This is a genomic window from Arthrobacter sp. AL12, from assembly GCF_029960645.1.
Classification (GTDB): Bacteria; Actinomycetota; Actinomycetes; order Actinomycetales; family Micrococcaceae; genus Arthrobacter.
This window is the reverse complement of sequence record NZ_JASBQY010000004.1, coordinates 229,277-249,632: the sequence shown is the minus strand read 5'-3', so window position 1 is coordinate 249,632 and position 20,356 is coordinate 229,277. Positions and strand designations below refer to the sequence as shown.

The following is a 20,356-nucleotide window of genomic DNA, read 5'->3' as shown; positions in this document are numbered from 1 at the left end:
CCGGCGGCGCGGGCCGGCGGCCGCGCCAACGGGCGTAAGCTTGTTTCGAATCACCAATATGCTGCCGTGGTCCGAGGCTGAACCACGTTCACACGCCAGGCAGCCGACCGTGGAGGAACCATGACTCAGACTGCCCATGGCGTCGAATTCACCCAGCATCTTTCGGCCAACCCGAAGTCCGCTGACGAACGTGCTGCCATCCTGGCGAACCCGGGTTTCGGCAACTATTTCACCGACCACACGGCCATCGTCGACTACAGCGTCGACGCCGGGGGCAAGGGCGGCTGGCATGATGCCCGGGTCGAGGCCTACGGTCCCATTTCCCTGGACCCCTCAGCCGCGGTGCTCCACTATGGCCAGGAAATCTTCGAAGGACTCAAGGCCTACCGCCACGCCGACGGCTCCATCTGGACGTTCCGTCCCGAGGCCAACGCCGCCCGCCTGAACAAGTCGGCCCGCCGCCTGGCACTCCCTGAGCTCCCGGAGGAGTACTTCCTGGGAGCGATCCGCGAACTCGTCGCGGCGGACAAGGACTGGGTCCCCTCCGGCGACGGCGAGGCCCTGTACCTGCGGCCGTTCATGATCGCCACCGAAGCGTTCCTCGGTGTCCGCGCAGCCCGCGAAGTATCCTTCCGCGTCATCGCGTCCCCGGCCGGGAACTATTTCGGCGGCGAGCTCAAGCCGGTCTCCATTTGGATCTCCCGCGAATACGCCCGCGCCGGCCGCGGCGGCACCGGGGCCGCGAAGTGCGGCGGCAACTACGCCGCCTCGCTGATCGCCCAGCAGGAGGCCGAGGCCCATGGCTGCAAGCAGGTGCTGTTCCTCGACCAGTTCAATGACAACGCCGTGGAAGAGCTCGGCGGCATGAACGTCTTCTTCGTGATGAAGGACGGCGCGCTCGTGACCCCCGCACTCAGCGGAACCATCCTGGAGGGCATCACCAGGATGTCCGTCATCCAGGTCGCCAGGGACATGGGCCGGGCGGTCACCGAACGCAAGATCACCCTGGCAGAATGGCGCGACGGCGTGGCCTCCGGCGAGATCGCCGAGGTCTTCGCCTGCGGCACGGCCGCCGTGATCACCCCGATCGGCGTGCTCAGGGACGACACGGAATTCATCGGCTCAGAGAACGCGAAGGCGGGGGAGACCACCATGGCGATCCGCGAGCAGCTTCTGGGCATCCAGACCGGAACCATCGAGGACACCCACGGCTGGCTGACCCGCCTTGCCTAGGCGGCAGCGACTCCCTTAGAGGCAGCGTTCGACGGCGGCTCCCACCTTCCGGTGCGGGGCCGCCGTCGTCGCTAACGGCCGGACAAACGCCCGGACAAACGCCCGGGAATCGGCCGGAGAAACGGCCGGAGAAACGGCCGGGCAAAGGGCCGGGCAAAGGGCCCGGTTCGAACGGTCTGAAGCCCCTAGCCCCGGCCCGGACGCAGGGGCACAATATTGGGCATGACTGGACTTATTCAGGTTCTGGGTGTCATTTTCGGGGTTGTGCTGATCCTCGTGGGAATCCTCGAGTCATTCTTCTTCCGGGACCAGCGCCTCCACAGGCTGTTCCTGATCAAGCCCGAGGACACGGACGCCGTCCGGATGTGGACGTTCAACCTGGGGTTTTACAACATGATCTGGGGAGTGGGGGCGATCATTGGCGCCCTCATGCTGACGGGGACGGAGCCGGCTGCGGGGCGGTTGCTGCTGCTCTTCACGAGCGTGGGCCATGTTCTGCTGGGCATCATCCTGGTGCTGTCGGAGCGGAGGCTGTGGGCGAGCGGCATCGCCGAGGCGCTCCTGCCGGCGGTTATCGTGGTGTTGCTGCTCATGTGACGGCCGCTCGTGCGGGTGCCGCTTCGGTGGGAGGATGGAACTGTGATCCCTGACGACCCCCGCGCCATGGTGCGCAGCACAGAGCTGACCCGTTTCAGGCTGGCCCCCAATCCGGGGCCGATGAGCCTGCACGGGACCAATTCCTATGTGATTGCGGCCCCCGGCGCGGCCGGCACCGTCGTGGTTGATCCCGGCCCCCTGGATGAGCCGCACCTGCAGGAACTGGCCCAGGCCGGTGCCGTCGAGCTCATCCTGATTACGCACCGGCATGCGGACCACACCGCCGCAGCCGCCAGGTTCGCCGAACTGACCGGAGCGCCCGTGCGCGCCAAGGATCCCGCGCACTGCCACGGGGGCAGCCACCTGGCGGACGGCGAAGTCATCCACGCCGCCGGAACCGAGATACGGGTGCTGGCGACGCCGGGACACACCTCCGACTCGGTCTGCTTCCACCTGCCGCAGGACGGCGCCCGGGGCTCGGTCCTCACCGGCGACACGATCCTGGGCATGGGAACCACGGTCCTGGACTATCCCGACGGTACCCTGGGCGACTACTTGGCCTCGCTGGACCGGCTGGAATCCCTGGGCCCCGCAACCGTCCTCCCGGCCCACGGGCCCATACTGCCGGCCCTGGACACGATCGTCCGCGCCTACCGGGACCACCGCCAGGACCGCCTCGGGCAAATCCGCTCCGCCCTCGAAAAGCTGGGGGCCGGTGCCGAGGTAGCCGAGGTGGCCGACGCCGTGTACGCCGCCGTCGACCCCGCCGTGCGGCCCGCGGCGGAGCTTTCCGTGGCCGCCCAGCTGCACTACCTGCGCCTGGACAGCGGCACGTCCTAGCCCGCCGGAGACGGTACGCTTGGAGCCATGCGTATCGCCCGGTTTGTAGTCGATTCTGATCCCCTCTACGGCATTGTTGAAGGTGAGCCCGGCAGTGAGGAAGTCACTGTCATCAACGGCGACCCCTTCTTCCACGGCGTGGAACGCACCGCCGCGCGGCACAAGCTGGAGGATGTGCGCCTGCTCGCCCCGATCATCCCGCGCAGCAAGGTTATCGGCGTCGGCCGCAACTTCGTCGAACACGCCCGGGAACTCGGCAACGAGGTTCCTAAGCAGCCGCTGCTTTTCCTCAAGCCCAATACCTCCGTGATCGGGCCCAACGATCCGATCGTGCTGCCGGAGTTTTCCGAGGAAGTGTCCTTTGAAGCCGAGCTGTGCGTCGTGATCGGCCGGATCTGTAAGGACGTCCCCGAGGAGCGTGTCGATGACGTCATCTTCGGCTACACCTGCGGCAACGACCTCACCGCGCGCGACGTCCAGAAGACGGACCTGCAGTGGGCCCGGGCCAAGGGATTCGACACCTCCGCGCCCCTGGGGCCGTGGATTGAGACCGAACTGAACACCGAGGACCTGCAGATCCAGGGCCGCCTCAACGGGGAGCTGCGCCAGGACGGAAGCACCAGCCAGATGATCCGCGGCGTCCGCGAACTCGTTTCCATCGTCTCGCAGGCCTTCACCCTGCTGCCCGGCGACGTCATCATGACCGGCACCCCGGCCGGCGTCGGACTGGTGAAGGCCGGTGACCGCTTCGAGGTCGAGATCGAGGGCATCGGCCGCCTGTCCAACCCGGTTGTCCGCCGCTAGGCGGAGCGGAAGATGCAGATGTTGATTCGCGGCCTGGTTCGTGCCCTGCAGCGTCCCCGGAACCGCCGTTCCTTCGTGTTCTTCGCCCTGGGCTCGATCGGCACGTTCTCAATGGCGGCACGCGCGGTCAACTGGCTGGACGGGCCGCTTTGGCTGGCGCTGGCCTTCCTCGCGGCCGGCCTGGTGCTGGCCGGATATTATCTGGTGAAGGCGTTGTCCCGCCCACAACCGCCGCGCGGCCGCAGGCGGTAAGGCGGCAGTCGTCAGGCGGTAAAGTTGGAGTCACTATGACTACTCCCTCTGCGCCCGACGCCGTCTCCAGCTCCGCCCCCAGCGTGATTCGCGAAGTCACCGCCGACACTCCGGTCCGTGTCCGGTTCTGCCCGTCGCCCACGGGCACCCCGCACGTCGGCCTGATCCGCACCGCCCTGTTCAACTGGGCCCACGCCCGCCACACAAAGGGCACCTTCGTGTTCCGCATCGAGGACACGGATGCGGCGCGGGACTCGGAAGAGAGCTACCAGCAGCTGCTCGAAGCCCTCAAATGGCTCGGCATCACCTGGGAGGAAGGCGTGGAGGTCGGCGGACCGCACGAGCCGTACCGCCAGTCGCAGCGCCTGGACCTGTACAAGGACGTCGTCGCCAAGCTGATCGGGGCCGGCTACGCCTACGAGTGCTACTCCTCCCCGGACGAAGTCGAGGCCCGGCACCGCGCCGCCGGCCGCGACCCGAAGCTTGGCTATGACAACTTCGACCGCGAGCTCTCCGAGGAACAGCTGGCCGCGTTCAAGGCCGAAGGCCGCCAGCCCGTGCTCCGGGTGCGGATGCCCGATGAGGATGTCACCTTCACCGACATGGTCCGCGGCGACATCACCTTCAAGGCCGGCAGCATCCCGGACTACGTTATCGTCCGGGCCGACGGATCCCCGCTGTACACCTTGGTCAACCCCGTCGACGACGCGCTGATGGGCATCACCCATGTGCTCCGCGGCGAGGACCTGCTCTCCTCCACGCCCCGCCAGGTGGTGCTGATCCGCGCGCTGATGGAGATCGGCGTCGCCAGCTACCTGCCGGTCTTCGGCCACCTGCCGTACGTTATGGGCGAGGGCAACAAGAAGCTCTCCAAGCGTGACCCGCAGTCCAACCTCTTCCTGCTCCGGGACCGCGGCTTCATCCCGGAGGGCCTGCTCAACTACCTCTCGCTGCTCGGCTGGAGCCTCTCCGCCGACGAGGACATCTTCACTGTGGACCAGCTGATCGAGCACTTCGACGTCAACGACGTGCTCGCCAACCCGGCCCGCTTCGACATCAAAAAGGCTGAAGCCATCAACGGCACCCACATCCGGATGCTCGGCGCCGAGGACTTCCGCGGCCGCCTGGTCCCTTACCTGCGCACCGCAGGGTTTGTTGGCGACACCCTGACTGCGCGCCAGGAGGAGATTCTCGCCGATGCCGCCCCGCTGATCCAGGAGCGCATCTCGCTGCTGGGCGAGGCCCCCGAGCTGCTCGCCTTCCTGTTCAAGGGCGACGGCGCGATCGACGTCGCGGACGACGCCCGCAAGGGGCTCCCGGAGAACCTCACCGAGGTGCTCGACGCCGCCCTGGCTGCGCTGGAGCCCCTGGCCGACTGGAATGCCGAGAGCATCCAGGCCGCGCTCAAGGAGGCCCTCGTGGAGGGCCTCGGCGTCAAGCCGCGGCTGGCGTTCGGCCCGGTCCGCACGGCCATCTCCGGCCGCCGGATCTCGCCGCCGCTGTTCGAATCCATGGTGATCCTGGGCAAGGACTCGTCCCTGGCGCGGCTGCGCGCCTTCCGCGGCTGATGATGAGCCACCCCTCGGTGCAGAACAGCGTCACGACCAGCGCCCTGGCCGCCGGCCTGAGCGGCGTCCGCGGCGTACTCTTCGACATCGACGACACGCTCGTGGACCTCGAGTTCGCCATGACGGCGGCGCTCCGCGACGTCAGTGAACACCTCCTGCCCGGCCTGGACCAGGCCGGGTGGGACAAGTTCGGGCGAATCTTTACCCGCGAGACCACCCATTTCTACGACCGGTACCTGGCCGGTGAACTGAGCTTCAACGAACAGCGACTGCTCCGCGGCCGGGCCGCCCTGGGGCACTTCGGCGTGGAGCTGGAGGAGGGCGAGCAGGCCCACCACTGGGTCAGTTCCTACGCCAGCCGGCAGCACGGCTACATCCGCGCCTTCGATGACGTGTCCCCGGTGCTGGACGCGCTGGATGCCGCCGGCATCCCCTACGGCGCCGTGAGCAACAATGTCCACGACTACCAGCGGGTCAAGCTGGACGCCGCCGGACTGGCACGCATCAGCGTGCTGGTGGGCACGGACACTGTCGGTGCGGCGAAACCGGATCCGGCCATCTACCTGGAGGGCGTCCGCAGGCTCGGCACCGGCGCCGGCGAAACGCTCTACGTCGGGGACAACCGGCTCCTCGATGCTGACGGTTCGACGGCGGCAGGCCTCCTGGGCGTCTGGCTTAACCGCGGCGGGGAACCCGCCACCGGTTTTGCCGGCCGCGAGATCGGTTCCCTGCTGGAGCTGATGGCCTAACCGCCTGCTGGAGCTGATGGCCTAGCCGCCTGCCGGGGCTGCCTCGGCACGGGCCCGACCTGATCGCAGCAAAAAGTATGCCACACCTGCGCCCAGACCAAGGATGCCCAGGATTCCCACGGCGAAGGCAGCGTCGGATTTGCCCGCCATGGTCGATGGCGAGACCGCCGCCGCGCTCGAGTACAGCGTCTTTGTGCCCTCGGCAATCTTGGCGTTTCCGTCGGCCAGCTTCTCCGCACCGGCGGACAGCTCCGAAGAGCCGGAGGCCAGTTTGCTGTTGCCTGCCGAAAGCTCGGTGGCGCCGGAGGCCAGGGCCATAGAACCGCGGAGCAGCCCCGGGTTTGCCGGATCCGCGGGATCGCCGTTGATGCCGGCGTTGAGTGCGATGGTGCCGTCCGCGAGGCGCGAGCCGCCTTCTGTCATCCTTTCGGCGGCTGCGATGAGTCCCGGCCGTGCCGGGTCACCCGGGACCCCGTCCATGCCCGTCCGGATCTTCGACGTCCCGTCGGCGAGCAGTTCGGTGCCGAGCACCACCCCGGGATTCTTCGGGTCCCTGCTGTTGAGCTTGCCGGCCAGAGTTCCGAACCCGGCCGTCAGCTTCTCGGTCCCGGCGTGCAGCTGGCCTGCTCCGGCGTGGAGCTGGCCCGCTCCAGTGTGGACCTTGGAGGTTCCGGTCCGGAGCTCGGACGCTCCGGCCTGGAGCCTGGAGGCCCCGCCGTGCAGCTGGGACGTGCCGGTCTGGAGCTGGGCGGCCCCGCCTTGGAGCTGCCCGGCTCCGGCATCCAGCTTCTGTGCACCGGCAAGAATTTTGGCGATCTTGTCTTTAACCGCTGCCAGCGGGACGAGTCCCGTGAGGGGATCGTTGGCGGCCGCGTGCAGCTGCTCCAGGGCCTGGGCGAGGGCCGCGGTTCCGGTCCCTGTTTCAGGGTCGTTGTTCGCCCCCCGGTAGCCCTTGAGCTGGGTGGTGCCCGCCTTCACCGCCGTGGTGCCGGTCTCCAGCGCGGCGGCACCGGTTACGAGCTGGGTAGTGCCGGCCTCAAGCGCGGCGGCACCGGCTTCGAGTTGCCCGCTGCCGGCCTCCAGTGCGGTGGTGCCGGCCGCCAGCTTGGCGGCGCCTGTGTTGAGCTGCCCGGCCCCGTCAGCCAGATTGTTCTCTGCGTTGCCTCCGGCCGTCGGCGTCAGGGCTGCCGAGAGCTGCGCAGCTCCGGCGGCAAGCTTCTGTGCACCGGTGTCGACCCGGTAGACCCCGGGGGCGAGCTTGTTGTTGACATCCGTTTCAATTTTCATGGCACCCGCGGCGAGTTCATCCGCGCCGGAGCGAAGCTTCTCCGCGCCCGGGGCCAGCTGCTTGCTGATTCCGTCGCGGACCTTGCTGGCGCCGGCCGAGAGCTTCACGGCCCCCGTGTCCGCCGCGCCGGCGCCGGTGGCCAGCTTGCCGGCACCATCCTTCAGCTGCTCGGCGCCCGAAGAGGCCTGCCCGGCGCCCTCCTGCAGTCGGGCGGAACCGTCCACGATCCTTCCGGTGACGAGCGTGTAGAACCCCAGCAGGGCTATCAGCAGCAGGGCAAGGACGGCGATGGCGATTTGCTGGGCCCGGGTACGGGTCCTGCTGGTGGTGGCACGACTCTGTGTCACAGATGGTTCCTCTCAATGGCTTTGCCGGAAGCGGCGATGACGCGGGCTCCCCGGACTGTGATGCAGCTAACAGTCAGAATTGCCCGCGACGCTGCCCGCTGAATGATCCGGGAGGGCGGTTACTCGTTAGTAACTTACCGAGAGTAAACTTGTAATGGCCGGATTGGCAAGGGTCTTGTTTTGGGGCGGAGGTGCCCGCCGGGCAGGGGCGCCCCCGGGCGCCTCCCGGCGCCCGATTTGTGCGCAGCAAAACTCTCGGGTACAGTAATTACTCGTGCTGAGGCGCCGGGAGCGCGGGTTTAGACCCACGGATCCGGCCCGAAAGTTCCATTGGGATATGGTGTAATTGGCAACACTACGGTTTCTGGTACCGTCATTCTAGGTTCGAGTCCTGGTATCCCAGCTCTGAAAAATCCGCGGATTTCCGCGGCTGATCAGGGGTTTCAAGCCGGTCCGCCGATTTGAAACACTTGCTGAGTGTATGAAATAATCGCTTAGCGCGAACGGCAGGAATGCCGTTCTGGAGAGTACGCGGCCCCATCGTATAGCGGCCTAGTACGCTGCCCTCTCACGGCGGTAACGCGGGTTCGAATCCCGCTGGGGTCACAGATTGAACGGTCCCGGGCATCAGCCCGGGGCCGTTTTTCGTTGCCCGTACCGCGGCGCCCCACCGGCCTGACCCGAAACTGGCATGATGTTGCGGTGAGCTCCGACGAAACCACCGGCCAGGCCGTTGAACTGCTGGAAGCCGTCCACCGCGACCTGGCTGCAACCGCCCTGCCTCTGGCCCTGCCCGGCTCGGACGAGGCCCGGCGGGACATCCGGAACGCCCTTGCCCAGCTTGAGGACTACATCCTGCCGCGCTACCGGAGCCTGGACGCACCCCTGCTGGCCGTCGTGGGCGGGTCGACCGGCGCCGGGAAATCAACCCTCGTCAACGGGCTCGTCGGGCACGCCGTCACCCGCGCCTGCGCCATCCGGCCCACCACGCGCCAGCCCATCCTGCTGCACCACCCCGCCGACGGGCGCTGGTTCGAGGACCAGCGGGTCCTGCCGAGCCTGAGCCGGATCCGCGGCACGGTGATGACCCGGGAGCCCGTGCCTGCCAGCCAGGCCGGCCCCACGCCTGACCCGGCCGCGATCACCTCGCTGGTGCTGGTCGCGGACGCGGCGGTGCCGCAGGGCATTGCGCTGCTGGACGCTCCCGACGTCGACTCGATTTCCGCGGACAACCGCAAGCTCGCCGGGCAGCTGCTGGCTGCCGCCGACCTGTGGGTGTTCGTCACCACCGCCAACCGCTATGCCGACGCCGTTCCGTGGCGCCTGCTGCTGGACGCGGCCTCCCGGGACATCACGGTCGCCGTGGTCCTGGACCGGGTCCCGGCCGCCGCCGAAGCGGAGGTCACTGCCGACCTGCAGTCGATGCTCAGCAGGGAGGGCCTGGGCGGGGCCCGCCTGTTCGTCGTTCCCGAGGCCGCCCTGGACGGGATGGGGATGCTCCCGCCCGCCGCAGTGGATCCGCTGCGGCTCTGGCTGCAGGGACTTGCCGCGGACGCCGCCGGGCGCGCCGACATCGCCCGCCGGACGCTCAACGGGACCGTCAAGGCTCTGGGGAACCGTGTTGAGGCGGTGGCGAAGGCCGCCGGAGACCAGGAACACGCCGCCGACGTCCTCGCCGGAGACGCCCGGGACGCCTACCGGGACGCCGTGGCCAGGATCCTGGAGGCCACCCGGGACGGCGCCCTGCTGCGGGGCGAGGTCCTGGCCCGCTGGCAGGATTTCGTGGGGACCGGCGAGTTCTTCCGTGCCATGGAGCAGAACATTGGCCGCTTCCGCGACCGGGTCGGTGCCTTCGTCCGGGGCGAACCGGCGCCGGCGGTACGGGTGGAGACGGCGATTGAAACCGGCCTGCAGGCCGTCATTCTCGACGAGGCCGCCAACGCCGCCGAAGATACGGACGGCCGCTGGCGCTCCGATCCGGCCGGCCGCCAACTGCTGGGCAGCGACGACCTCTCCGGAACCTCCGACGGCTTCGCCGAGAAGGCTGCCGCCGAGATCCGGGCCTGGCAGGGGAGCCTGATGGAGCTGATCCGGACCGAAGGCCAGGGCAAGCGGACCCAGGCCCGCTGGCTGTCCTTTGGCATCAACGGCCTCGGTGCCGCCCTGATGATCGTGGTCTTCTCCATGACGGCCGGACTCACCGGGCTGGAGGTCGGCGTTGCAGGCGGAACCGCAGTCGCCGGGCAGCGGCTGCTGGAGGCGGTATTCGGTGAGGACGCCGTGCGCCGGCTTGCCAAGACGGCCCGCGAGGATCTCCACACCCGCTGCCAGCGCCTGCTCCAGGTCGAACAGCAGCGCTTCCTGGCCCGGCTCGAAATCTCCGGAGGTGTCGCCCCGGCGGTGCTGGCCGGCCATGCCGCGGCACTGCGCCGGCTGGCGGCCGGCGCATGAGCCGCCATGGCGCCGCCACCGAAGCCTCGCGGCTGGACCGCCGGCTTGAGGCCCTGAACGAGGCCCGCGAACTGGCCGACGGGGCGCTCCCGGACGAGGTCCTGGACGGGGTGCTCCAGGTGCTGGAGCGGGCCAGTTCCCGCCGTTCCCTGTCCGGGGACCACACCGTCGTCGGCTTCTTCGGGGCCACCGGCAGCGGCAAGTCGACCCTGTTCAACGCCGTCAGCGGCGAGGACATCGCGACGGCGGCCGCCCGGCGGCCGACCACCTCCGAGCCGCTCGCCGGCATCTGGGGCGCCGAGGGCAGCGGTGAGCTGCTGGACTGGCTGGGCGTGCGCAACCGGCACCACGCCAGCCCGGTTCCCGGGTTCGCCGACGACGGCACGGGCCTGATCCTCCTGGATCTCCCCGACTTCGATTCCACCCGGGCCGCCAACCGCGAGACCGTGGAGCGGATGGTGGGACTTGTCGACGTCCTGGTCTGGGTGCTCGATCCGCAAAAGTACGCCGACGCCGCGGTGCACAACGATTTCCTCGCCCCGCTGGCCTCCCATGGCGCCGTCACCCTGGTGGTGCTCAACCAGGTCGACCGGCTTCCGGACCGGGACATTCCCCCGGTGCTGGAGTCCTTGAAGGGCATCCTGGCGCGGGACGGGCTGGGCAAGGTGCAGGTCATTGGCGCCTCGGCCGTCGTGGGAACCGGCGTGGACAAGGTCCGGGCCGCCATCCGCCAGGTGGCCACGCAGCGGCGGGCCCAGTCCCAGCGCCTTGGCGCCGATGTCACGCAGGCCTGCGCCCGGCTCGCCAAGGCGTCCGGGGCGGGGGAGGCGGCCGGGGTCAAAACGGCGTCAAAGGCCCGGCTGGCCGAGGAGCTGGCGGTTGCGGCCAACGTGCCGCTCGTGGCGGAAGCCGTCGTCCGGTCGTTCCAGCTGGAGTCGACCCGCCGCACCGGCTGGCCCGTCACCCGCTGGCTGGTCCGCTTCCGGCCCGACCCGTTGCGCCGGCTCAACCTGCGGCGGGAGGGATCCCGGCCAGAACTCAACCGCACCTCGCTGCCGCCGGCCGGCGCCCCGGAACGGGCGCGCACGGATGCCGCCGTCCGGGAATTCGCCGATGCAGCGTCCGACGGCGCCCCCGGCCCCTGGCGGGCCGTTATCCGGTCCGCCGCCCGGGAGGGCCGCGAACAACTGCCCGATGCGCTGGACCAGGCCATCGCCTCCACGGATCTGGTGGCCGCGGGCAAAGCCTGGTGGTGGACGCCGTTCAACACCGCGCAGTGGCTGGCGCTGCTGACGGCCCTGGGCGGTTTCGCCTGGCTCGGGGCGCTCGCCGCGCTGGGATATTTCCTGCTCCCCGTCCCGGAGGTCCCGCTGGTGCAGGGCTGGCCTGTGCCGACCGTGATGATCGCCGGCGGCGCACTGCTCGGCATCGTCCTGGCGATCCTGGCGAAGGTCATCGCGGGAGCCGCTGCCCGGGCGCGGGGGGCCGCGGCGCGGAAGCGGCTCAAGGCGTCTGTTGCGGCCGTGGCGGAGGATTTTGTGGTCGAGCCGGTGGAGCTTGAGGTCAGCCGGCTGGCGTCCTTCAACAGGGCACTGCAGGCGGCGCGCTGACCGTTGTCCGGCAGTGACCTACAGCAGCGCCGCGGCGTCGCGGACCTTGACCATGGTGCGCAGGTTGCGGGTGGTGGTGGATGCCTTGTACTTCGGCTTCGAGGACAGCTTGCTGAACGGGCTGTCCAGCGTGCCGCCGGCGGGCGCCAGCCAGGCCAGGGCCTCCGGTCCCAGCACGGCCACCTGTGCGCCCTCCAGGGCCCGGCCGGCGTCATACAGCCCGGCAAGCACCCCGGGATCAGAGCCGAGCGTGAGGTAGGTGTGGGTGGACGGGTCGTCCGCGGGGAAGGGGCAGGCCGCCACCAGTTCGCCCACCCGGTCCGCTGCCAGGACCACCACCCACGCGTCATAGCCGAAGGCGTCCCGGAGGCAGGCTTCGAATTCCTCCTTCACGCCGGCGGGGGACAGCTCGCTGGCGAGCACCACATTTCCACTGGCGAGGAGCGTCTTCGCGTCCGAAAACGGACGGGACTTCAGGGCTGCCTTCAGATCGGCCATCTTGATGGTGATGCCGCCGACATTGACCCCGCGCAGGAACACCGCATAACTGCTCATGCGGACAGCCTAGAACATCAGTCGGTGGTCTTGCGCAGCGCCTCAGTCAGCACCCGGGCCGCGTTGCAGACCACTTCGGCGTGCAGCCGGCCGGGCTGGCGGGTCAGGCGTTCGATCGGCCCGGAGATCGACACCGCGGCGATCACCCGGCCGGACGGACCGCGCACGGGGGCCGACACGGAGGCGACCCCAGGCTCGCGTTCACCGAGGCTCTGGCCCCAGCCCCGGCGTCGGACCCCGGCGAGGACAGTGGGGGTGAAGCGGGCGGCCTGCAGGCCTTCCAGGAGCCGGTCGTGGTCCTCCCAGGCGAGCAGCACCTGGGCGGCGGAACCGGCCTTCATGGACAACTGGGTGCCGACCGGAATGGTGTCGCGCAGCCCGATGGGCCGCTCGGCGGAGGCCACGCAGACGCGCCAGTCACCCTGCCGGCGGAAGATCTGGGCGCTTTCGCCGGTGGCGTCGCGCAGCTGCATCAGGACCGGTCCGGCGGAGGCGATCAGGCGGTCCTCGCCGGCCGCGGAGGCGAGCTCCACGAGGCGGCTGCCCAGGACAAAGCGGCCCTGGATGTCGCGGCTGACCAGCCGGTGGTGGACCAGGGCCAGCGCCAGCCGGTGCACGGTGGGCCTCGCCAGTCCCGTGGCCGCGACAAGCTGCGCCAGGGTGGTAGGGCCGGCCTCAAGTGCGTCAAGCACATGGGCCGCTTTATCGATGACACCGACGCCACTAGAATTGTCCATGTAATGATATTGCCGTCTCATTATCTGAGATGCAAGTCAACTCGCTGGCGCATTACGCGGGAGTGCTGATTCAGTGGAGAGAACAAGCCGGCAAGTACGGACACCGCAGTGAAGGGAGCAGGCCGTGGCAAAGACACTGGCCGAGAAAGTCTGGGACGCGCACGTGGTGCGCAAAGGCGACGGCGAAGGAGCCAATGCCCAGCCCGACCTTCTTTTCATCGACCTGCACCTGGTGCACGAGGTGACCTCGCCGCAGGCCTTTGAGGGCCTCCGGCTGGCCGGGCGCCCGCTGCGCCGACCGGACCTCACCATCGCCACCGAGGACCACAACACTCCCACCCTGGACATCGACAAGCCTATTGCCGATCTCACCAGCCGGACGCAGATCCAGACCCTGCGCAACAACTGCCAGGAATTCGGGGTCCGCCTGCACTCGCTCGGCGACGCCGAGCAGGGGATCGTCCACGTCGTCGGCCCGCAGCTGGGCCTCACCCAGCCCGGCATGACCGTGGTCTGCGGCGACTCGCACACCTCCACCCACGGCGCGTTCGGCGCCCTGGCGATGGGCATCGGCACCTCCGAAGTGGAGCACGTCATGGCCACCCAGACGCTGTCGCTGAAGCCCTTCAAGACCATGGCCATCAACGTCGAGGGCACCCTGCGCCCGGGTGTTTCCGCCAAGGACATCATCCTGGCCGTGATCGCCAAGATCGGCACCGGCGGCGGCCAGGGCTACGTGCTGGAGTACCGCGGCTCCGCGATCCGGGCGCTGTCCATGGAAGCCCGGATGACCATCTGCAACATGTCCATCGAAGCCGGCGCCCGCGCCGGACTCGTCGCCCCGGACCAGACCACCTACGACTACATGTTCGGCCGCCCGCACGCGCCGCAGGGCGCCGAGTGGGATGCCGCCGTCGCGTACTGGAACACGCTGCGCACCGAGGACGACGCGACGTTCGACGTCCAGGTGGACCTCGACGCCGACACGCTGGAACCGTTCGTGACCTGGGGAACCAACCCGGGCCAGGGTGTGTCCCTGTCCGCCAGGGTGCCCTCGCCCGAGGACTTCGGCGACGAGAACGCCAAGGCCGCGGCGGAACGCGCGCTGCAGTACATGGGCCTGGAAGCCGGCACCCCGATGAAGGACATCCGGGTGGACACGGTCTTCCTGGGCTCCTGCACCAACTCCCGGATGGAGGACCTCCGTGCCGCCGCGGACATCATCCGCGGCCGGACCAAGGACCCCGACATCCGGATGCTGGTGGTGCCCGGCTCCGCCCGCGTCCGCCTCGAGGCCGAGGCCGAGGGCCTGGACAAGGTCTTCAAGGACTTCGGGGCCGAATGGCGCTTCGCCGGCTGCTCCATGTGCCTGGGCATGAACCCGGACCAGCTGGAACCGGGGGAGCGCTGCGCGTCCACCTCGAACCGCAACTTCGAGGGCCGCCAGGGCAAGGGCGGGCGCACCCACCTGGTCTCCCCGGTGGTGGCAGCGGCGACGGCGGTGCGCGGCACGCTGAGCTCGCCGTCGGACCTGGACCCCGCTCCCGAATCCGCGGCCGTCCGTTCCGACGCCGCCTAGCGGGCCCTGCCCCACTCCACACCGCCCAGATCCGCCCTGCTCAGCTCCCCACAGCCTAGAAGGATCCGCCATGGAAAAGTTCACCACCCACACCGGCATCGGCGTCCCGCTGCGCCAAAGCAACGTCGACACCGACCAGATCATCCCGGCCGTCTACCTCAAGCGCATCACCCGCACCGGCTTCGAGGACGCGCTCTTTGCCGCCTGGCGCAAGGACCCGGCGTTCATCCTGAACCAGGAGCCGTTCAACGCGGGCTCGGTCCTGGTGGCCGGCCCTGACTTCGGCACGGGATCCTCCCGCGAGCACGCCGTCTGGGCGCTCAAGGACTACGGCTTCAAAACCGTGCTGTCCTCACGCTTCGCGGACATCTTCCGCGGCAACTCCGGCAAGCAGGGCCTGCTCGCCGCGGAACTGGCCCAGGATGACATCGAACTCATCTGGAAGGAACTGGAGAACGCCCCCGGCACCGCCGTCACCGTGGACCTGGTCTCCAAGACGGTCCAGTGCGGCAACATCGTGGCGCCGTTCGAGATTGACGATTACACACGCTGGCGCCTGCTCGAGGGCCTGGACGACATCGGCCTGACCCTCAAGCACGAGGAAGACATCACCGCCTTCGAAGCCACCCGGCCGGCGTTCATGCCCAAGACCCTGCCGGCCAAGCTGTCCTGACCGGCCCACTCCGCCGCACTTAACTGCAACGCGGGGTCATCTCCGGCCCGTCCCGCCCGCCGGGAACGGCCGTAAGTGACCCCGCGTTGCCTTTTTTCGGGGGCGGTCCGGGCGGCGGCGGCAACGACGCGGCCAACCCCGTATTTCAGATCGGTAACGCAAGCTCCTATGCTTAGCAGGTGCCTTTGTAAGGATTTGGGGGCGAGTAGTCGTAAGGAAACCGGTATATGAGTAGTGTTCTGACAATCCGCGGAGGCGTCCCGCTAACTGGCCGCGTCACCGTGCGGGGGGCCAAAAATCTGGTCCCGAAGGCCATGGTGGCCGCCCTGCTGGGCAACGAGCCATCCGTGCTGCGCAACGTCCCCGAAATCAAGGACGTCGAGGTTGTCACCAGCCTGCTCCAGCTGCACGGCGTCACGGTCGAGAAGGACCCGATCACCGGGGATCTGACGCTCGATCCGACCAACGCGAAGACGGCCTCCCATACGGCGATCGACGCGCACGCCGGCGATTCCCGGATCCCGATCCTGCTGTGCGGTCCCTTGATCCACGCGATCGGCGAGGCGTTTATCCCGGACCTGGGCGGCTGCAAGATCGGTGACCGCCCGATCGACTACCACCTGAACGTGCTGCGGCAGTTCGGTGCCGTGGTGGAGAAGCGTCCCGGCGGTATCCACATCTCCGCGCCCGGCGGCCTCAAGGGCGCCAAGATTTCGCTGCCGTACCCTTCCGTCGGCGCCACCGAGCAGGTGCTGCTGAGCGCCACGAGGGCCGAGGGCATTACCGAGCTCTCCGGTGCGGCCACAGAGCCGGAGATCGTCGACCTCATCGCAGTGCTGCAGAAGATGGGCGCGATCATCAGTGTCCAGACGGACCGCACCATCCGGATCGAGGGCGTCCCGGACCTCGGCGGCTACAACCACCGCGCCCTCTCGGACCGCAACGAGTCGGCGTCGTGGGCATCCGCGGCGCTGGTGACCCGCGGCGACATCTTCGTCGAGGGCGCCACTCAGCGCGACATGATGACCTTCCTTAATACCTACCGCAAGGTTGGCGGCGGGATGGACATCGGCGACGACGGCATCCGCTTCTATCACAAGGGCGGCAAGCTCAACCCGCTGGTCCTCGAAACGGACGTTCACCCCGGCTTCATGACGGACTGGCAGCAGCCGCTCATCGTTGCCCTGACACAGGCCGAAGGCGTGTCGATCGTCCACGAAACCGTGTACGAGAACCGCTTCGGCTTCACCGAGGCGCTGATCCGGATGGGCGCCAACATCCAGGTCCACCGTGAATGCCTCGGCAGTGTGCCGTGCCGGTTCGGCCAGCGCAACTTCCTGCACTCGGCCGTGATTTCCGGTCCCTCCCAGTTGACCGGCACCGACATCGACGTGCCCGACCTGCGCGGCGGATTCAGCCACCTGATCGCAGCGCTGGCTGCCAACGGCACCTCCCGGGTCACCGGCATCGACATCATCAACCGCGGCTACGAGCGCTTCACGGAGAAGCTCGCGGGCCTGGGCGCCGATTTCGACATCACCTCCTCCGAGTAGCGGGTCCCACGTGAACGAATCGGCCAAGAGCCACATCACTTTTGTTGTTGTGGCCGCGATTGTCCGTCCGGTCATGAACCTTCTGATGCGGAAGGAATGGATCGGCCTGGAGAAGCTTCCTGCCGGCGGCTTCATCGCAGCACCCAACCACTGCACCGAAATAGATCCCCTGGTCGTGGCGCACATGCTCTACAACCAGCAGCGGATGCCGCGCTTCCTGGCCAAGGCCGGGCTCTTCAAGGTGCCCGTGCTGGGATTCGTGCTGCGCGCCACCAAACAGATCCCGGTGGAACGCTCGACGGCGGGCGCCAACCGCTCGCTGCAGATCGCCCAGGAAGTGGTGGACGAGGGCGGAGCCATCATCATCTACCCTGAGGGGACGCTTACCCGGGACCCCGAGCTGTGGCCGATGAAAGGCCACACCGGTGCCGCGCGAATGGCGCTCGAAAGCGGAATCCCCGTGGTGCCGATCGCTCACTGGGGTGCACACGAGGTCCTGCCGCGGTATGCCAAGCGGCTCCACCTCTTTCCGCGGAAAACCTCGTGGCTGGTGGTGGGCGATCCGGTGGACCTCAGCGCCTTCGCCGGGCGTCCGCTGGACAAGGCCACCCTGACCGAGGCCACCGGCGTGATCATGGCGGCCATTACGGAACTCCTCGCCACGCTCCGCGGGGGACAGCCTCCGCTGGTCCGCTGGGACCCGGCGGCCCATAAGCAGTCCACCCACGGCCGCTTCATTGAGCATGGCGGAAAAACTGGCGGTTCTGCAAAACCAGAAGAGAAACTTGGGGACAGCGACGAATGACATTCGATCAAACGCGGGAATTGTCGGCCACGAGAGTTGCTGTACTCGGCGCCGGATCCTGGGGGACCACGTTTGCCAAGGTGCTCGCCGATGCGGCCACTGCCTCCGGCGTCGAACGCGATATCCGGCTCTGGGGCCGTCGCGGTGAAGTCGTCGACCAGATCAACCTGAAGCACCGGAACGAGCAATACCTCAAGGAAATTTCCCTTCCGCCCAGCATCACCGCATCCACCGAAGTCGTCGAGGTCCTCGACGGCGCGGAACTCGTGGTCCTGGCCGTTCCGGCCCAGACACTGCGGCCGCAGCTGCGCCAGTGGAAGCACCTGCTGGCGCCCGGCGCCCTGGTGGTTTCCCTCATGAAGGGGCTCGAACTGCACTCCGATGCCCGGATGAGCGAAGTGATTTCCGAGGAACTCGGAATCCCCGCCAACCGGATCGCTGTGGTCTCCGGACCCAACCTGGCCATGGAGATCGCCCGGGAAGAACCCACCGCCTCCGTGGTGGCCTGCTCGGATCCGATTGCGGCCGGCTGGATCGCCCGCAGCTGCACCGCCCCGTACTTCCGCCCGTACACCACGGGCGACGTTGTCGGCGTCGAAATCGGTGGCATCGTCAAGAACATCATTGCCCTGGCCGTCGGCATCTGCGAAGGCAAGCAGATGGGTGACAACACCAAGGCCTCGGTCATCACCCGCGGACTCGCGGAGACTTCCCGGCTATCGCTGGCCCTGGGCGGCGAGGCGCAGACGATGGCCGGCCTCGCCGGCCTCGGCGACCTCGTGGCGACCTGTTCCTCGCCGCTGTCCCGGAACCACACGGCCGGACGGCTGCTGGGCAAAGGGCTGACCCTGGACGAGGTCGCGGCCGAGATGACGCAGACGGCCGAGGGGATCAAATCCGCCCAGGCCGTTCAGGAGCTGGCCGGCAAGCTGGGCGTCGATATGCCCATCACCGCGGCGGTCGTAGCCGTGCTGGCCGGTAAACTGTCCGTCGACCAACTGGGGCCGCTCCTGCTGTCCCGGGACCTGAAACCTGAAGGCGATTACTGAGCGTGTCTGAAGAAAATCTGAGCACAACGGGACGATCCGCCCAGGCACGGCCCCGGGTGGCGGTGCTGTTCGGCGGCCGCTCCAGCGAACACGCGGTGAGCTGCGTGACGGCTGCCGGGGTCCTCGGCGCCATCGACCAGACGAAGTACGAGGTCATCCCGATCGGGATCGCCAAAACCGGCCAGTGGGTGCTGGCCTCCGGGGACACCCATGACTGGTCGCTATCTGCCTCCTCCCTGCCGGAGGTCGCGTCCTCGGCCCGGACCGTCGCGCTGACCGAGATCGGCGGCGAACACCAGCTGATCGTGGCCTCCCCGAACGAGGTACCGCAGGAACTGGGCGCCGTGGACGTGGTGTTTCCGCTCCTGCACGGCCCGTTCGGCGAGGACGGCACCGTCCAGGGCTTCCTGGAGCTGTCCGACACCCGTTATGTGGGAGCCGGCGTGCTGGCGTCGGCCGTTGGAATGGACAAGCACTTCATGAAGGTGGTGTTTGAATCCGCAGGCCTCCGCGTGGGCCCCTACATCGCCGTGACAGACCGGCAGTGGCGCAACGACCCGGAGACGGTCCGCAAGCGGGTGGACCAGCTTGGCTTCCCGGTCTTCGTCAAGCCCGCGCGGGCGGGTTCGTCCATGGGGATTTCCAAGGTGGACTCACTCGAAGGCCTGGACGCCGCGATCGAGGCCGCCCGCGAACACGATCCGAAACTCGTCATCGAGGCGGGCATCGTCGGGCGCGAAATCGAATGCGCCGTCCTGGAAGGCCGGGGGACCGACGCTCCCCGGACGTCCATGCCCGGGGAGATTTCCGTGGCAGGCGGCGGGCACGAGTTCTACGACTTCAACGCCAAGTACGTGGACGACGCCGCGGCCCTTAGCTGCCCGGCCGACCTCCCGGACGAGGCCATCGCCCGGGTCCGCGAGCTGGCCGCCGTCGCCTTCGACGCCGTCGGGGCCGAGGGCCTGAGCCGGGTCGATTTCTTCTACACCCCCGAGGGTGAGCTGATCATCAACGAGATCAACACCATGCCCGGGTTCACGCCGAAGAGCATGTACCCGCAGATGTGGAAGGCCTCCGGCCTGGGTTATGCGGAATTGATCGACGAACTGATTTACCTGGCGCTGCACCGCAGGACCGGCCTGCGGTAGGGCCCTACCGGCTCGGCGGCACGTTGCGCAGGTCTGCCTGGCCCACGCAGTTCCGCGCCGCCGGTACCTTCGCCGCGGCGGCGGCGAGGTCCGCGAGCACGGTCGCGGAACTGATCTTGTCCGGGTCCATCAGGATCTCGGTGGCGGGTTCGCGCCCGAAGGTGGTCAGGGTCCAGACCGGGTCGCCCTCCTTGATGACCCAGTCCACGCCGTTGACGCTGACGCAGCGGTCCGTCGTGGGCCCCGGAACGTTCACCCCGCAGCGCAGGATGACCAGCGACGGGTCGCCCCATGCCGCGGTGGCCTGGCTGTTGGTCTTCCGCAGCTTGGCCTCGCCGATCGCGTCCGGCAGCGCCACCATCATGGGGGCGCAGGCGGCGTTTGCCGCGTCCTTGGCGGGCGCGACGTCGACAACCGGGGCGCAGGCGCTCAGCACGATCCCAGCGGCCGCCGCCGCGGCCAGGAGGCGGAGTGGACGTGCGGAAGCCAGGAGACGGAAACGCTGCATTCTCCAAGCC

The 20,356-nt window shown here is 68.4% G+C and carries 19 protein-coding genes and 2 tRNA genes; 17 read left to right on the top strand and 4 right to left on the bottom strand.

Translation table 11 applies throughout. The annotated features are described in order from the left end of the window. Nucleotides 1-120 precede the first annotated feature (120 nt). From QK291_RS07290 to QK291_RS07260, 7 genes are all read left to right on the top strand, one after another. A complete protein-coding gene (locus QK291_RS07290; RefSeq protein ID WP_282380441.1) occupies nucleotides 121-1,233 on the top strand; it encodes a branched-chain amino acid aminotransferase in 1,113 nt (370 codons plus the stop codon). Between the two features lie 222 nt (nucleotides 1,234-1,455). Then, nucleotides 1,456-1,830 (top strand): DUF1304 family protein, encoded by a 375-nt coding sequence (locus QK291_RS07285; protein ID WP_282380440.1) that lies wholly within the window; start codon nucleotides 1,456-1,458, stop codon nucleotides 1,828-1,830. 66 nt (nucleotides 1,831-1,896) lie between these two features. Then, nucleotides 1,897-2,670 carry an MBL fold metallo-hydrolase gene (locus QK291_RS07280; protein ID WP_282380494.1) on the top strand — a complete coding sequence of 258 codons (774 nt, stop codon included), beginning with the start codon at nucleotides 1,897-1,899 and terminating at the stop codon, nucleotides 2,668-2,670. Nucleotides 2,671-2,697: 27 nt separating this feature from the next. Further along, complete coding sequence (locus tag QK291_RS07275) at nucleotides 2,698-3,474, top strand: fumarylacetoacetate hydrolase family protein (RefSeq protein WP_282380439.1); 777 nt, start codon at nucleotides 2,698-2,700, stop codon at nucleotides 3,472-3,474. Between the two features lie 12 nt (nucleotides 3,475-3,486). Then, nucleotides 3,487-3,726, top strand: a complete 240-nt coding sequence (locus QK291_RS07270) for a hypothetical protein (RefSeq protein WP_282380438.1) — start codon at nucleotides 3,487-3,489, stop codon at nucleotides 3,724-3,726. A gap of 35 nt (nucleotides 3,727-3,761) precedes the next feature. Then, nucleotides 3,762-5,294: a glutamate--tRNA ligase gene (gene gltX / locus QK291_RS07265; RefSeq protein WP_282380437.1), complete on the top strand. Its 1,533-nt coding sequence runs from the start codon at nucleotides 3,762-3,764 to the stop codon at nucleotides 5,292-5,294. Nucleotides 5,295-5,296: 2 nt separating this feature from the next. Continuing rightward, complete coding sequence (locus QK291_RS07260; protein ID WP_282380492.1) at nucleotides 5,297-6,043, top strand: HAD family hydrolase; 747 nt, start codon at nucleotides 5,297-5,299, stop codon at nucleotides 6,041-6,043. A gap of 21 nt (nucleotides 6,044-6,064) precedes the next feature. Here the strand turns inward: QK291_RS07260 and QK291_RS07255 are convergent, their stop codons facing one another. Continuing rightward, nucleotides 6,065-7,678, bottom strand: coding sequence for a hypothetical protein (locus tag QK291_RS07255; RefSeq protein ID WP_282380435.1), 1,614 nt, complete (start codon nucleotides 7,676-7,678; stop codon nucleotides 6,065-6,067). Nucleotides 7,679-8,009: 331 nt separating this feature from the next. Here QK291_RS07255 and QK291_RS07250 point away from each other — a divergent pair. From QK291_RS07250 to QK291_RS07235, 4 genes are all read left to right on the top strand, one after another. Then, nucleotides 8,010-8,081 (top strand) — tRNA-Gln (locus QK291_RS07250). Between the two features lie 130 nt (nucleotides 8,082-8,211). Next, nucleotides 8,212-8,284: transfer RNA gene (locus QK291_RS07245), tRNA-Glu, on the top strand. 96 nt (nucleotides 8,285-8,380) lie between these two features. After that, nucleotides 8,381-10,129 carry a dynamin family protein gene (locus tag QK291_RS07240; RefSeq protein WP_282380433.1) on the top strand — a complete coding sequence of 583 codons (1,749 nt, stop codon included), beginning with the start codon at nucleotides 8,381-8,383 and terminating at the stop codon, nucleotides 10,127-10,129. Next, nucleotides 10,126-11,739, top strand: a complete 1,614-nt coding sequence (locus QK291_RS07235) for a GTPase (RefSeq protein WP_282380432.1) — start codon at nucleotides 10,126-10,128, stop codon at nucleotides 11,737-11,739. The genes QK291_RS07240 and QK291_RS07235 overlap by 4 nt, the downstream gene beginning before the upstream one ends. Before the next feature lie 18 nt (nucleotides 11,740-11,757). Here QK291_RS07235 and QK291_RS07230 read toward each other — a convergent pair whose 3' ends face one another. Beyond that, nucleotides 11,758-12,294 (bottom strand): DUF1697 domain-containing protein, encoded by a 537-nt coding sequence (locus tag QK291_RS07230; protein WP_282380430.1) that lies wholly within the window; start codon nucleotides 12,292-12,294, stop codon nucleotides 11,758-11,760. A gap of 17 nt (nucleotides 12,295-12,311) precedes the next feature. Further along, on the bottom strand, nucleotides 12,312-13,031 hold the full coding sequence (locus QK291_RS07225; protein WP_282380428.1) for an IclR family transcriptional regulator: 720 nt from the start codon (nucleotides 13,029-13,031) through the stop codon (nucleotides 12,312-12,314). A gap of 124 nt (nucleotides 13,032-13,155) precedes the next feature. Between QK291_RS07225 and leuC the strand changes: the two genes are divergently transcribed. The 6 genes from leuC (at nucleotide 13,156) to QK291_RS07195 (ending at nucleotide 19,838) form a co-directional block, all read left to right on the top strand. Then, on the top strand, nucleotides 13,156-14,610 hold the full coding sequence (leuC, locus tag QK291_RS07220) for a 3-isopropylmalate dehydratase large subunit (protein WP_282380426.1): 1,455 nt from the start codon (nucleotides 13,156-13,158) through the stop codon (nucleotides 14,608-14,610). Nucleotides 14,611-14,680: 70 nt separating this feature from the next. After that, nucleotides 14,681-15,283 (top strand): 3-isopropylmalate dehydratase small subunit, encoded by a 603-nt coding sequence (gene leuD, locus QK291_RS07215; protein ID WP_024367317.1) that lies wholly within the window; start codon nucleotides 14,681-14,683, stop codon nucleotides 15,281-15,283. A gap of 227 nt (nucleotides 15,284-15,510) precedes the next feature. Beyond that, complete coding sequence (gene murA, locus QK291_RS07210; RefSeq protein WP_282380424.1) at nucleotides 15,511-16,836, top strand: UDP-N-acetylglucosamine 1-carboxyvinyltransferase; 1,326 nt, start codon at nucleotides 15,511-15,513, stop codon at nucleotides 16,834-16,836. 10 nt (nucleotides 16,837-16,846) lie between these two features. Beyond that, the gene (locus tag QK291_RS07205) at nucleotides 16,847-17,641 is read left to right on the top strand and encodes a lysophospholipid acyltransferase family protein (protein WP_282380422.1); all 795 of its coding nucleotides are present in this window, start codon (nucleotides 16,847-16,849) and stop codon (nucleotides 17,639-17,641) included. Then, nucleotides 17,638-18,690: an NAD(P)H-dependent glycerol-3-phosphate dehydrogenase gene (locus QK291_RS07200; RefSeq protein WP_282380421.1), complete on the top strand. Its 1,053-nt coding sequence runs from the start codon at nucleotides 17,638-17,640 to the stop codon at nucleotides 18,688-18,690. The genes QK291_RS07205 and QK291_RS07200 overlap by 4 nt, the downstream gene beginning before the upstream one ends. Nucleotides 18,691-18,692: 2 nt before the next feature. Further along, nucleotides 18,693-19,838 (top strand): D-alanine--D-alanine ligase family protein, encoded by a 1,146-nt coding sequence (locus QK291_RS07195; protein WP_282380420.1) that lies wholly within the window; start codon nucleotides 18,693-18,695, stop codon nucleotides 19,836-19,838. 4 nt (nucleotides 19,839-19,842) lie between these two features. Here the strand turns inward: QK291_RS07195 and QK291_RS07190 are convergent, their stop codons facing one another. After that, complete coding sequence (locus QK291_RS07190) at nucleotides 19,843-20,346, bottom strand: DUF3515 family protein (protein WP_282380419.1); 504 nt, start codon at nucleotides 20,344-20,346, stop codon at nucleotides 19,843-19,845. Between the last annotated feature and the right edge of the window lie 10 nt (nucleotides 20,347-20,356).

Coding starts and splice junctions, on each gene's coding strand:
- QK291_RS07190 (WP_282380419.1), bottom strand. CDS start 20,346: ATGCAGCGTTTCCGTCTCCTGGCTTCCGCACGTCCACTCCGCCTCCTG.
- QK291_RS07275 (WP_282380439.1), top strand. CDS start 2,698: ATGCGTATCGCCCGGTTTGTAGTCGATTCTGATCCCCTCTACGGCATT.
- QK291_RS07285 (WP_282380440.1), top strand. CDS start 1,456: ATGACTGGACTTATTCAGGTTCTGGGTGTCATTTTCGGGGTTGTGCTG.
- QK291_RS07280 (WP_282380494.1), top strand. CDS start 1,897: ATGGTGCGCAGCACAGAGCTGACCCGTTTCAGGCTGGCCCCCAATCCG.
- QK291_RS07290 (WP_282380441.1), top strand. CDS start 121: ATGACTCAGACTGCCCATGGCGTCGAATTCACCCAGCATCTTTCGGCC.
- gltX (WP_282380437.1), top strand. CDS start 3,762: ATGACTACTCCCTCTGCGCCCGACGCCGTCTCCAGCTCCGCCCCCAGC.
- QK291_RS07225 (WP_282380428.1), bottom strand. CDS start 13,031: ATGGACAATTCTAGTGGCGTCGGTGTCATCGATAAAGCGGCCCATGTG.
- QK291_RS07270 (WP_282380438.1), top strand. CDS start 3,487: ATGCAGATGTTGATTCGCGGCCTGGTTCGTGCCCTGCAGCGTCCCCGG.
- QK291_RS07230 (WP_282380430.1), bottom strand. CDS start 12,294: ATGAGCAGTTATGCGGTGTTCCTGCGCGGGGTCAATGTCGGCGGCATC.
- QK291_RS07260 (WP_282380492.1), top strand. CDS start 5,297: ATGAGCCACCCCTCGGTGCAGAACAGCGTCACGACCAGCGCCCTGGCC.
- QK291_RS07200 (WP_282380421.1), top strand. CDS start 17,638: ATGACATTCGATCAAACGCGGGAATTGTCGGCCACGAGAGTTGCTGTA.
- QK291_RS07235 (WP_282380432.1), top strand. CDS start 10,126: ATGAGCCGCCATGGCGCCGCCACCGAAGCCTCGCGGCTGGACCGCCGG.
- leuD (WP_024367317.1), top strand. CDS start 14,681: ATGGAAAAGTTCACCACCCACACCGGCATCGGCGTCCCGCTGCGCCAA.
- murA (WP_282380424.1), top strand. CDS start 15,511: ATGAGTAGTGTTCTGACAATCCGCGGAGGCGTCCCGCTAACTGGCCGC.